Genomic DNA, 12,769 nt, shown 5'->3' with positions numbered 1-12,769 from the left:
TCTGACCCTTTAAGTGAGAAAGTTTTCAAGCAAGGGCAGGAAATAAGTCATAACATTTTAATATTATGACTTACTAAATAATGCTTTAGGTAAATGAGTAAGAAGTGGAGGTATATCGAGTGGGTAAAAGTAAAATGAAGTTGTCGCGTCGTCAATTTCTAAAAGCGGCTACTGCTACTGGAGTACTCTTAGGGGGCGGCGGAGCTGTCGCTTTAACACAAAAGGCTTATGCTTCAGGAGAGGTAGGCGTACCCAATCTTAAGACAGTGCGTACGACCTGCTCCCCAAATTGTACAGGGGCGTGCGGAATGAACGCGGTCGTGGAAAATGATCAAATCAAATCGATTATTCAAGCGGCTGATTATCCTGACCCAGAATACAATCCGCGGGGTTGTCTCAAAGGACTCTCGATGATGAATCTGATCTATGGTCCAGATCGGTTAAAGACTCCGCTCATCCAAAAGGGAAAAGCGGGAAAAGATGAGTTACAAGAAGCGAGCTGGAATGAGGCCCTTGATTTTACGGCTCAACGGTTAAAAGAAATTGCCGAAAAGTATGGCCCTGAATCTATTGGAGTAGCCTTCCAGGTTGGAGGGACAGGTTATGTCCATAAAGGTGCGTTTTCTCGTCTAGCTACGCTGGCAGGCTGGAGTCTCCATCATGCTTACGATCAAAATGGGGACCTTCCTATGTTTTGGCCGATGACCTTTGGGGTTCAGTCGGAAGAACTCGAACCTGCAGAATGGTTAAATTCCAGCTATGTTGCAGTCTTCGGTTCCAACATCATGGCTACCCGTTTGCCGGATGCGCATTTCTTGGTTGAAGCACGCAATAAAGGCGCCAAAATGGTGGTCTTTGACCCCAACTACAGTCCTACGGCTGCGAAGGCAGATGAGTGGGTCCAAATCAACGGGAGCTCTGATGCAGCCGTTGGGTTAGGTATTGCCAAAATTATTGTCGAAGAAAATCTGTATAAGGCCGATTTTATTCGTACCTTTACGGATTTACCGATCCTTATTCGTACTGATAACGGAAAACGGATTAAAGCCGATGAGGTTCAAGGGCTTGTAAAGCCTGCTGATGTGCCGACTTATCGTGAGGCTTATGTTGTTTATAATGGGCAATTTATTATCGTTAACCCTGAAAAACTGGACTTACCGCTCGATACGCTTCTTGAAGGAGAAGTGGAGGTTCCCTTAAAGACAGGAGAAACGGTGAAAGCCAAACCAACCTTCCAATTGCTAAAAGAAAGTTTGGCGAAGTATACCCCTGAATATGTCCAACAGGAATCCGGAATTAAACCAGAGACCCTGAAAAAAGTGGCTCATGAAATGGCAACAGCAAAAGCCCTTCATGTCATTTATGGTGCGAGTAACTACCAATGGTATCATGGTGACTTAAAAGGTCGTGCCCTGGCTTTGCTGCCCGTACTCACCGGAAATATTGGTAAACCCGGAACAGGAATTTCCACCTATGCTGGGCAATACCGAATCCGCTTTAAGCTTGCCGAATGGTGGACACCTGAAGGACGGGCGCAAAATTGGGTACCTTTCCTTTATGTCTTAAACGGTCCGACCAAAACGATGAAAGCGAAATGGCCGAAAAACGGAATTAAGGCACTTGTCCTTGGTTGGGGAAACCCTTTCGACCAGCATAATATGGCAAATAAACTTCGCGACATGGTAGATAAAGGTGATTTGGAATTAATTGTGACGATGGACTTCCAGAAAACAACAACCACTGAGTACAGTCATGTCGTCTTACCTGCTGTATCCTGGTATGAAAAAACAGAGATGGTTGCTACACCTGTGCATCCTTTCTTACAGCTTCAACAGCCTGCCATCAAACCTCTCTACGAAGGAAAATCCGAACTATGGATCATCCGGGAGTTGGCTAAACGATATAATCCGGATTTCGAAAAGTACTTCTACCCTGGACTTGATGAGAATCAAGCGGCAGAAAAAGTTATTGAACTTCTTCTACAAACGGGGGGACCAAACGTTGCGGGAATTACCCTTGAACAATTGAAGAAAGGACCGGTCCGGCTTAAATCCACGGTTCCCGGCAACCGTCAGATTCCTTTCTACGACCAGATTCAGAATAAAAAGCCTTTCCCACCGGTTAGCCTGCCCGCGAAAATCGAGCAGACGGCACAGTTTGTTAAATCGGGTCGCATTGAATTTTATAAAGATGAGGATGCTTTTTTACAGGCCGGCGAAGCCTTACCGACTCACAAACCTCCCTTTGTAGAAAGTGAATATGCTTTAAATCCGCAGGCCAAGGAGAAATACACTTTTGCCTATATCACGCGCAACGCGATTTATCGGGTGCACTCCACCCATTCCAACAATGTTTGGATGAATGAACTTCAAGATGGTAAGCCTCGTGTTTGGTTAAATCCCCAAGACGCCGCGGAGAAGGGGATTAAAGAAGGAGACACCGTTGAGCTTTATAATGATCGCGGAACCTTAACCGTATTTGCGGTTGTGGATCCTGGTGTTGGACGTAAAGTCGCTGTGTTTGAAGAAGGATGGTGGGCCCGTTACCTTAAAGGGCAGTCCTATAATTCCTTAACCTATCCTTTTATCAAACCGACTAATGAAGTTTATTTCGTCCCTGGAATCTGGGCGCCTAATACGGCCTGGAATGAATGCCTCTGTGATGTGAGAAAGGTGGGTGATGCTCAATGAGACTCGGTATGGTCATCGATTTAGATAAATGTATAGGGTGTCGTACGTGCACCGTCTCGTGTAAATCCCATAATGCTCAACCCCCAGGCATCTGGTGGAACCGCGTTTTCACTCCAGGTAGTGAATTTCACCAAGCCGCCGTGGGTAATGATGGGCATTTGCAAATGAACTTTCTCCCAGTCTCCTGTCAAATGTGCGATAATGCGCCCTGTGAAAAAGTCTGTCCCGTCGGAGCGACTTATACGGATGAACGAGGCGTGGTTCTCGTTGACTATGATCGATGCATCGGTTGTCGTTATTGTCTCGCTGCCTGCCCCTATAATGTTCGCCAATTCAATTGGGAAGATCCCAAGAAAGCGAAAGCACGGGTTGGATATGAACAAGGGTATGAGTATGGTTATCCCACTGATGTTCGGGATAAAGAGGGGCAGTTGGTCTATACGCCAAGTCGCCCGGTAGGCGTCGTGGAGAAGTGTACCTTCTGTTTTCAATATACCTCTAAAGGAGAGCTCCCTGCTTGTGTTCGTTCCTGCCCCGCGAAAGCACGATTTTTCGGCGATTTAGATGACCCCGAATCTGAAGTCAGCCGTCTCATCCGCGAGCGGCAAGCCATACGTTTGAAGGAAGAACTCGGGACTCAGCCTAAGGTCTATTATCTACCAGCCAGTAAGCCTAATCGCTAAGAGTGGAAGTTAAAGCCTTCCCCTCAAAAAAACAGGAGGGAAAGGCTGAGGTTGTCAAAAAAATATGAGGGAGTGTGAAATATGAGAGTAGATTCGCAACCCGCAGCGTTCAGCAATATCGGTGCGGTAAATCCTTTAGGATTACGACCTAAAAATCTGACAGAAAAACCCTTGAATAAAGTAATCGGCATATCAATTATCGCCATACTCATTTCACTATCAGCCTGGGGCTATCAGTTAAGTCAAGGTTTGATTGTGACGAATATGCGAAACCCTTTTAGCTGGGGGTTATATATTGCCACATTTGCTTTTTTCGTCGGGATTGCAGCAGGGGGTTTAATCGTTTCCTCTTCGGTTTATCTATTTGATCTCGAAAAACTCAAACCCTTCACCCGGATTGCCTCTCTCTCCGCCTTTGCCAGTGTTCTGGCAGCGGGAGCGATGATTTTGCCGGATATGGGGAGAATCGATCGAATTCTTAATATCTTTTTTCATCCAAACTTTCGCTCCCCACTGGTGTGGGATGTGATGGTGATCAGCGCTTATATGGTTGTCACTTTTTTAAGTGTTTATGTTCAACTATTACCTGATTGGAAAAGTGAGGGACGGGGTTTCTTCAATGGCTGGACTAAAAGTCGCTCCCTTGAAGAAGTGCAAAAGTTTTCTAAAAAATGGTCCAAACGAATCTCATTGATTGGTCTTCCCTTTGCGATCCTGCTTCACACAGTCACAGCGTTGATCTTTGCGACACAGGCTTCGCGCGGTTGGTGGAATACGGCGATTCTTCCTCCTGATTTTATCGCAGTGGCGATAGCCTCAGGCACTGCCTTAGTCATGCTCATTGGCTTATTGGTAGCCGGCAAAGAACGGTTCACAGAATACAACGACGCCTTTAAAATCTTAGCCAGTATCGTTGCTGGCGCGCTCGTAGTTCACTTTTTCTTTGTCTTTGTCGATCTTGTGATCCATGGTTGGTGGGGGAAACAGGAGGCTCATGAACTTTTCTCTCTGCTCTTTGGCCGTTATAGTTTAGTTTATGCCACAGAACTCCTTCTCCCAGGTTTTACGATGTTTTATTTCTTCTCTGCCCGGGGCAAACGTTCTTACCAATCACTAATCTTTGGCAGTGTTCTTCTCTTTAGTGGCGTATTCGCCCATCGAATGATGCTCATGTTCCCAGCCTTTAACGCGATTCCTTTAACTTTAAGCTTACCTGCAGCTGGAATTGAGAGCTGGGCATACCCAATCTCGGTAGGTCAATTGCGCGATGGGATGCCGTCCTTTGTTACCTCCTGGTCTTACGTACCAAGTTTGGTCGAAGGCTTGCTCGCGATTTTACCGTTTGGCATTGTGACGTTTGTGGTTTCCCTAGCGCTTAAACTCTATGCTTTCTTGCCCGAAAAACATTAAATTTTAAATTACAAGTGGTGAAAAGAGTGAAGGCTACTTCTAATAGGAAGCTGCCTTCACTCTTTGTAATATTCTAAAATTCCCAGACTGCTAGCCCCATGATCCCGATCTGTCGCAGTTTTCGCTTATGAAATAAAGGTTTCATCGTAGGATAAAGAATACTAAGAATTCTAGCCCTTTCCCTTGCATAATGTTTACTAAGCAACTTAGCATTTCAGAATGCAGGGGGAAGGGTGGAGCTACTATTGAAGAGTTTAAAAATCGGAGTAAAAGAAGAAAAGTCTGAGGAATGTTATGCTATTCCAGACTGGGAAACCTTAGAACTTCCTAAGCCGGTACTTAGAAGACTTCGAGTAAAACCCTTATCTTGGTTTAAGAAAAACTTCAACTGGGCGGATAAGTATTTTAATGAACAGCGTTGTGAAAATTTCGACATGGTTGCCACCTATCGGCCTTATCATTTCAATGGGACTGAATTTGGACTTTACATATATGCACGCTTTTTTGCAGCCTTGCTCATAAATATCCTGGAAACGACAGGGTTATCTTTAGGTAAAGCTCATGCATTTGCCTTAGAATGTGTCCAATCTCATGGGGCCTTTCATTACCTTGTTGAACGTTATGCTGAGCGAGGGACTCGTTCTTGCTTCGCATTAGGCCGAACCAGCGCATTGTCGCACTACCCACGTTATAAAAAGGAAGTCTATGCTCCGATGTGGGGAACGCAAGATTGTATAGAAGAAACGCTCGCTAATGTTTACCTCTTTCAGAATCATCCAGAATGGGATGAAGAGAAACGACGATATGTGCTCCAGCTCTATGCTCGACAACGTGACGGTTATGGTCAAGCTGCTGAGCTAGAGCCAAACGCCTTATCTGCTTATTACACCCGACTTGAAAAGTCGATCGGAGGTCAGGGGACACAGACCCTAGAGCAATGGATCAGACTACAGACACCCTTTAGAGCGGATCGATTTCCAATTTATCTTGTGAATGACGACCTCGAGAATTCAAAATTTGAAGAGATCCTGGAAATTATATTTCCAAGCTGCCTAGAATTTGAACCCCAATCAGAAAAAAAGTTTAATCCTTTGAAACTAACTTAACATATTTTTACATAATTAGTTATTGACATAAACTATTAGTGCGGCATATAATTTACCGAGGATCGAGGTGCTAATGATGATATCTAATTTAATGGAGACTGATAGTGTAATACACTCAATAGGACAAAAATATCAAAAATTTCTCATACCTACTGAAGAAAAGATTTCTCTTCATCAATTTCATTTTCTTATGTATCTTAAACGGCAAGAGAGCTGTACACCGTCAGAGATCGCTAAACTATACGATATTACACTAGGGGCGGTGACCGGGTTTGTCGATCGATTATATAAACTGGGATTGATCACTCGCGAACGAAGTGATCAGGATCGACGACTGGTGTTGATCAAGCTTTCGGAAGAAGGAGAGAGTCAATTGGCTTTTTTCGATCAGAGACTTTCCACGATTCATCAACACATATTAAATCGGTTAGGTGAAGAGGAGATTGAACTCCTTAATCAACACCTAATTCGTTACCTTCAGGTGCTTGACGAAGTATCAGATTTGAGATAGAAAAACAGGGAGTAGAATAATGAGCTTTTTTGAGAAAATCGTGAACGTTGTTTATGCTTTTGCGGCGGATCAGATTGGACAAACTAAATTACTATTCTGGAAAATTACCCGTTTATTCAGCGGTCTATGGGGCCACGGAAGCCCTGATAGGCTTAGCAGTTAACGTTAATGAAGCAACCTATGTTATCACGCCTCGATCAGCTTACTATGAATTTATTCCAATCAAAGAGTCCGATTCTTCGAAACCTTCTACCCTTGAACTAAAGGATTTACGAGTCGGTGAAATGTATGAAATTGTTGTGACCAATTTCTCGGGATTTTACCGTTATCGTCTCGAGGATGTGGTCAAAGTGGTAGGGTATTATCATCAAAGCCCAAGCCTTGAGTTTATGAAGGAAGCTGTAGGGCATTATCATTTCTATGTTGAAATCGCTTCTTCTGATATTAAAACCTTTCAGACAAACCTTGAACATTACCTTGAAGAGATGAATCCCCGTTATCGAGCGGGTATTGAAGGAAACCGGATCATCTCCCTGAAAATGGATAAAGTACAGCCAGGAACGTTTGCTAAACTACGTCAGGAATTGCTTCGACGGGGTGCGTCCCTTAACCAGGTGAAAATTCCCCGCTTGGTTAAGGATGCACAGCTAATCGCACTCCTTGAAGACAATCGTGTAGCGATCAAGAACTAGAATAGAGGATAGAGAATAGGAGATCATGAAACTTATGGAGAAATCATATGTACGCCCGATGATTATCTTGTTGATCATTCAGTTTTTAGTGATGGTCGGTTTTGGAATTATTATTCCGATCCTACCGTTCTTGGTTCAGGATCTTGGAGGAAATGCTATTTCTCTTGGACTCTTCATGTCTGCCTACTCCATTATGCAATTTTTCTTCGCTCCGTTTTGGGGACGTCTCTCAGATCGGATTGGGCGTAGGCCAGTCATTCTTATTGGTTTGAGTGGCTATGGACTCACTTTTTTCCTTTTTGGCTTCGCACACAATCTTTGGCTCCTTATCGCCATCCGAGCTTTATCGGGGATGATCTCCTCTGCAACTTTACCCACGAGTATGGCTTATTTAGCCGATATTACTGAAGGTGCTGACCGTTCCAAAAGTATGGGGATGGTTGGTGCGGCAATGGGGATGGGGATGATCTTTGGACCGGCTCTCGGCGGATGGTTGGGTCATTCAAGTTTTACAACACCCTTCTTTGTCGCAGGTGCCTTAGCATTAGCCGTTCTCCCGTTTGCTTTGGCCTTATTACCGGAGACTTTACAAAAATCAAGCAAACCTTCAAATAAAAAAATTCCTCATTTCAGCATCGAAATAGTGAAAGATCCGCTATTTGCATTATACATTTTCAACTTTGTCCTCAGCTTTGCTATGGCCATGTTTGAAACTACGTTTGCCTTATTAGCAGCGGCTAAGGTTGGATTTGGACCGAAAGAAATGGGAACAACCTTCACTATTCTTGGGATATTCGGAGTTATCGTACAAGGCGGGTTGATCGGGCAGTTAGTGAAACGGTTTGGTGATGCCAATTTGGTTAAAACAGGGGCTTATTTTTGTGCCATTTCACTTTTTCTGATTTTATTGGCTCCTAATACGGTGACATTAGTCCTTGCAACGATCCTTTTCATGGTTGGGAATTCCTTAATGGGTCCAACGAGTTCGAGTCTAGTGACGAAACAAGGCAGCCAAGGTCAAGGAGCTTCGCTCGGCTTGTTTCAATCCTTTGGTAGTCTGGGACGGATTCTTGGACCTATAATGGGCGGGGCTCTATACGGGTTATATATGGGGTTACCCTATATCACAGGAGCGATCCTTCTTTTGGGAGTTGTTTTAGTGGCGGGTCGTAAGCTTAATAGTTTTGAAAATAAATCGACTCCCCTTAGACAAGAATCTTAAGAGGTTAATAAAATAGGAAGTAAATAATTCTCAAAGATAAAATGGAAATTACTGATTTTGCGTGAGCCTAGTTCAGCCGTATGGCTGAACTAGGCTTTATTTCTATCTTCATAAAGGAGGAACCTTATGTCAGATACTAAAACTGTTATGGTACAAGTCTAAATTATTCAAAAAAATGTAGACAGTTTTTTAGCTTTATGGTAAGTTTAGCTTAGAAAATGTCCATAAAGAGAGGGGAGGATAGAGATTACTTATTTGCCAGGGTGAATTAATTGCTATTATTATTTCGTTTTAGTTTTGAAAAAAAGATTATGGACTTTTCTATTATCGGAATCTTCTGCGACTACGTAATATTACGGATTTTTTATGTGTAATTAATAGAAGAAAGTTGGTGAATGTTCATGAATGCTTTGACGCTAGTCATTGCAGCCGCGTGTATTCTTATGCTTGCTTATCGATTCTATGGTGCATTTATGGTCACCAAAGTATTGGTTATTGATGAAAATCGAATTACGCCAGCCCACCGCTTAAATGATGGACAAAACTTTGTCCCGACAAATAAATGGGTTGTTTTTGGCCACCATTTTGCAGCAATCGCGGGTGCTGGGCCTCTTGTTGGACCTGTTCTAGCCGCTCAATTTGGTTACTTACCAGGAGCAATCTGGATTTTAGTGGGAGCAGTTCTGGGTGGTGCAGTTCATGATATGATTATTCTTTTTGCCTCTGTTCGTTATAATGGACGTTCACTTTCAGAAATTGCGAAAGAAGAAATTGGTAAGGTATCAGGTCTAACTACTGGTATTGCTATTCTCTTCATTCTCGTACTCGCGATGGCAGGCTTGGCGGTTGTTATCGTTGGTGCAATGAAAAATAATCCTTGGGGCTCCTTTATTATCACCATGACTATTCCAATCGCCCTTTTAGTTGGACTTTATATGTATAAAATTCGCCCCGGAAAGATCGGGGAAGCATCGGCACTGGGTGTTGCACTTGTCTTTTTGAGCATTTGGGCAGGCCAAGCCGTCGTTTCGTCAGGGTTCGGATTTATATTTAACTGGTCAGAACAGATGATGTGGATTATTCTTCCCGTTTATGGTCTGGTCGCTGCGATTTTGCCAGTGTGGTTACTCTTGGCACCGCGTGATTATATCAGTAGTTATTTGAAAATTGGTACAATCTTAATGTTAGCAGTCGGGATTATTTGGGTCCATCCCCAAATCGTAATGCCTGCTATAACGGAATTTGCTCGGACGGCAAATGGTCCGATTGTTAAAGGCCCGATTTGGCCCTTCGTGAGTATTTCCATCGCCTGTGGCGCGATTTCAGGTTTCCACGCTCTAATTAGTTCAGGAACTACTCCTAAAATTATCAATAGCGAAAAAGATATCCAAATCGTGGGCTTCGGCGGAATGCTCATGGAAGCCTTTGTTGCGATTATGGCCTTAATTGCTGCAACCGTGCTGCAACCGGGAGACTATTTCGCTATCAATACAGCGCCTAAGGTCTTTGCGACCTTAAATATGCAAACAGTAGATCTTCAGAGCTTATCCTCTATGGTGGGCATGGATTTAGCAGGACGTACAGGAGGCGCTGTGACCTTAGCCGTTGGAATGGCCCACGTTTTCTCGCAAATGTTAGGAACCAATTTGATGAAATATTGGTATCAGTTTGGAATCATGTTTGAAGCCCTCTTTATCTTAACGACTATTGATGCTGGAACCCGGGTTGGTCGTTATATTCTTCAAGATTTCTTGGGACGTTATGTCTATAAACCCTTCTCTAGTATTCATTGGTGGCCTGGAGTAATTATTACCAGTGCAGCTATATCTGGAGCTTGGGGTTATATGCTGTGGGGAGGGAATGTTTCTTCGATTTGGCCAATCTTTGGTGTATCTAACCAGTTATTGGCGACCATCGTATTGTCAATTGGCACAACAATAATTTTAAGAAACTCCAAAAAGATGATTTATGCTTGGACTACGCTTGTACCTTTTACTTACATGGTAGTAACGGTTTTCTATGCTGGATTATGGTCCATGATGAATCAATATATGCCGGCTCATGATTACGTAAAGGTGGGACTCATCGTCATCATGTTGGTGTTGGCTGCGGTCATCCTTATTGATGGAGTTCGCAAATGGTTTGAAATTATTGCTGAACGTAAAGCTGGACATCCTACTGCTACAATTTCTTTGCCGGCGAGTAGTATTACCGGTAAATAATTCGAGAGTCGATTAAATGAAAAGACGAAGGATGAGAAAATTATTTCTTTGATCCTTCGTCTTTTCCATATTCTTCGTTTTTCTTAAGTTGTATCACTGAAACCTAACGAATCGCGGCTTTGGTGTAGATCTCGATTACTTTAAGGATGACTTCGACTCCTTTTTCAAGAGCAAAGGTTGGGATGAATTCATATTTACCGTGGGCATTATGTCCGCCTGTGAAGAGGTTAGGGGTGGGCAAGCCCATGAACGAAAGACGCGCTCCGTCTGTACCTCCGCGAATCGGGCGAATATCGGGTTTGACTCCAACCTCTTCCATCGCGTGCTGAGCGGTCTTCACGATATGCATCACAGGCTCGATTTTTTCGCGCATATTCTGGTACTGATCCGTGATTTCTAACGTAAAAGAGTTTTCACCGTATTTTTTCTGTAACTGTACAATCGCTTGTTGCACAGTCTTTTTACGGTTTTCCAAGCCTTCACTCTGAAAATCACGGAGAATATAGTCAAGAACAGTGTCCTCAACATCCCCCTGAATGCTGTTTAGATGATAGAATCCTTCATACCCTTCCGTATGTGAAGGAGTCTCCTGCGGAGGAAGAAGTAGAATGAACTCATTGGCTAGAAGCAGTGAGTTAATCATCTTACCTTTTGAACTTCCGGGATGAACATTGCGACCATGTACTTTAACCACAGCTTTAGCTGCATTAAAATTTTCATATTCCAATTCGCCAAGCGGTCCGCCATCAACCGTATAGGCAAATTCTGCGCCAAAGCCTTCAACATCAAAATGGTCTGCACCGCGACCAATTTCCTCATCTGGTGTAAATGCGATGCAAAGTTTGCCATGTGGAAGCTCGGGATGCTCAGTTAAATATTCTAGTACGGCCATAATTTCCGCGATACCGGCCTTATCATCTGCCCCAAGTAGGGTTGTTCCATCTGTGGTGATCAAGGTGGCTCCAATGTATTGGTTCAGTTCGGGAAATGCTTCTACTGAAATCATAAGGTTTTGTTTAGAATTTAAAACAATGTCTCCACCAGGATAGTTTTCGATGAGCTGAGGTTTAACGTCGCGTCCAGACATGTCCGGGCTTGTATCCATATGAGCGATGAAACCGATTGCTGGAACGGTTTGAGTTACATTGGCGGGAAGGGTGGCATAAACATATCCTTTATCATCCAATTTTGCCCCTTGCAACCCTAAACTTTTGAGTTCATCAAACAGTACTCTGCCTAAATTAAGTTGGTTCGTGGTGCTTGGAACCGAGGTCGAAACTTCATTTGATTGGGTATCAATCTGAACATATTTAAGAAAACGTTTAATTACATTGGACATGTGCTAACCTCCACTTATATTCTTTTAATTAATACCATTATAATTGTTATTAAATTTAATACTAAGATAATGTTTTATTAAAGTTATCTTAATGACGACAGTTACTATTATATAGGAATTGAGCTGTGAAAGTATGGAATGCCCCGAAAAATTATTTAAAAATATTCATCAAAATATTCATCATAGTTCACAGAGTTAACGCGAAGTTAACTCTTATTTCAAAAAGTTAACAAATTGTAACCCGCAGAAGTGCATATTATGGTATTATAGTATGGCACGATTCTTGCAATATTTAAACAACATAATTTTATCCTAAAAATTATTATATCCATTACCGAAGGAAAGTTTCTGTAAAGGGTAAGATAAATTTATTTTCAAGTTTAATAATAATGCCTGTTGTAGACAGGGGACAGAGGAGAGCTAGTGATATGGCCTTGAGCAGAGAGCAGAGTGAGCATAAAGAATTACTTTTGGAAATTGGTCGATATATTAATGAATATAGAGTTCACAAAAAAATATCGCTCCAGCAACTAAGTGTACACGTGGGAGTGAATCCTTCCTACCTGCGTGAGGTAGAACGCGGTGAGAAGGTTCCAGATGATCAATTTATTCGGAATTTATCGGAAAACTGTGGACTTGATGAGAACTATATTTTCAGTTGCTTAGGTAAAGCTCCACTTATTGCTCGAGAAGAACTGGAACAACATACGCTTTTACAAGAAACGCTTAAAGCGATTGGAATGTCCGAACTTTCCAAGCAAAAGAAAGAAGAGATTTATCGTAAGTTTTATTTTATAGCTAAGACTTCCTTATTGGATGCAAAATAAAGTTAAAATTTGATATGAACTTTATTAGCTAATCCTCACATTTTGTGAGGATTTTTGTTTCTATTAA

10 protein-coding genes are annotated in these 12,769 nt (G+C 42.7%); 9 read left to right on the top strand and 1 reads right to left on the bottom strand.

Annotation, left to right across the window (positions count from 1 at the left end):
* Positions 1-119: 119 nt before the first annotated feature.
* From VM640_RS06730 to VM640_RS06695, 8 genes are all read left to right on the top strand, one after another.
* Complete coding sequence (locus VM640_RS06730) at positions 120-2,690, top strand: molybdopterin-dependent oxidoreductase (protein ID WP_325390655.1); 2,571 nt, start codon at positions 120-122, stop codon at positions 2,688-2,690.
* A complete protein-coding gene (locus tag VM640_RS06725; RefSeq protein WP_325390654.1) occupies positions 2,687-3,373 on the top strand; it encodes a 4Fe-4S dicluster domain-containing protein in 687 nt (228 codons plus the stop codon). The genes VM640_RS06730 and VM640_RS06725 overlap by 4 nt, the downstream gene beginning before the upstream one ends.
* Positions 3,374-3,454: 81 nt before the next feature.
* Positions 3,455-4,783 carry an NrfD/PsrC family molybdoenzyme membrane anchor subunit gene (gene nrfD, locus VM640_RS06720; protein ID WP_325390653.1) on the top strand — a complete coding sequence of 443 codons (1,329 nt, stop codon included), beginning with the start codon at positions 3,455-3,457 and terminating at the stop codon, positions 4,781-4,783.
* Positions 4,784-5,028: 245 nt separating this feature from the next.
* On the top strand, positions 5,029-5,889 hold the full coding sequence (locus VM640_RS06715) for a hypothetical protein (protein WP_325390652.1): 861 nt from the start codon (positions 5,029-5,031) through the stop codon (positions 5,887-5,889).
* Positions 5,890-5,980: 91 nt separating this feature from the next.
* A complete protein-coding gene (locus tag VM640_RS06710) occupies positions 5,981-6,400 on the top strand; it encodes a MarR family winged helix-turn-helix transcriptional regulator (RefSeq protein WP_325390651.1) in 420 nt (139 codons plus the stop codon).
* A gap of 74 nt (positions 6,401-6,474) precedes the next feature.
* Positions 6,475-7,092 carry a GH3 domain-containing protein gene (locus tag VM640_RS06705; RefSeq protein ID WP_325390650.1) on the top strand — a complete coding sequence of 206 codons (618 nt, stop codon included), beginning with the start codon at positions 6,475-6,477 and terminating at the stop codon, positions 7,090-7,092.
* Between the two features lie 34 nt (positions 7,093-7,126).
* Positions 7,127-8,314, top strand: coding sequence for an MFS transporter (locus tag VM640_RS06700; protein WP_325390649.1), 1,188 nt, complete (start codon positions 7,127-7,129; stop codon positions 8,312-8,314).
* Positions 8,315-8,715: 401 nt separating this feature from the next.
* Complete coding sequence (locus VM640_RS06695; RefSeq protein ID WP_414647925.1) at positions 8,716-10,536, top strand: carbon starvation CstA family protein; 1,821 nt, start codon at positions 8,716-8,718, stop codon at positions 10,534-10,536.
* 103 nt (positions 10,537-10,639) lie between these two features.
* Here the strand turns inward: VM640_RS06695 and pepT are convergent, their stop codons facing one another.
* Positions 10,640-11,875 (bottom strand): peptidase T, encoded by a 1,236-nt coding sequence (gene pepT, locus VM640_RS06690; RefSeq protein WP_325390647.1) that lies wholly within the window; start codon positions 11,873-11,875, stop codon positions 10,640-10,642.
* A gap of 428 nt (positions 11,876-12,303) precedes the next feature.
* Between pepT and VM640_RS06685 the strand changes: the two genes are divergently transcribed.
* Complete coding sequence (locus tag VM640_RS06685; protein WP_325390646.1) at positions 12,304-12,702, top strand: helix-turn-helix domain-containing protein; 399 nt, start codon at positions 12,304-12,306, stop codon at positions 12,700-12,702.
* Positions 12,703-12,769 lie beyond the last annotated feature (67 nt).

This window comes from Desulfitobacterium sp., from assembly GCF_035539115.1.
Classification (GTDB): Bacteria; Bacillota; Desulfitobacteriia; order Desulfitobacteriales; family Desulfitobacteriaceae; genus Desulfitobacterium_A.
Note: the sequence above shows the minus strand (reverse complement) of the source record. Positions and strands in the feature narration are given on the sequence as shown.

Coding starts and splice junctions, on each gene's coding strand:
- VM640_RS06725 (WP_325390654.1), top strand. CDS start 2,687: ATGAGACTCGGTATGGTCATCGATTTAGATAAATGTATAGGGTGTCGT.
- nrfD (WP_325390653.1), top strand. CDS start 3,455: ATGAGAGTAGATTCGCAACCCGCAGCGTTCAGCAATATCGGTGCGGTA.
- VM640_RS06710 (WP_325390651.1), top strand. CDS start 5,981: ATGGAGACTGATAGTGTAATACACTCAATAGGACAAAAATATCAAAAA.
- VM640_RS06700 (WP_325390649.1), top strand. CDS start 7,127: ATGGAGAAATCATATGTACGCCCGATGATTATCTTGTTGATCATTCAG.
- VM640_RS06695 (WP_414647925.1), top strand. CDS start 8,716: ATGAATGCTTTGACGCTAGTCATTGCAGCCGCGTGTATTCTTATGCTT.
- pepT (WP_325390647.1), bottom strand. CDS start 11,875: ATGTCCAATGTAATTAAACGTTTTCTTAAATATGTTCAGATTGATACC.
- VM640_RS06685 (WP_325390646.1), top strand. CDS start 12,304: ATGGCCTTGAGCAGAGAGCAGAGTGAGCATAAAGAATTACTTTTGGAA.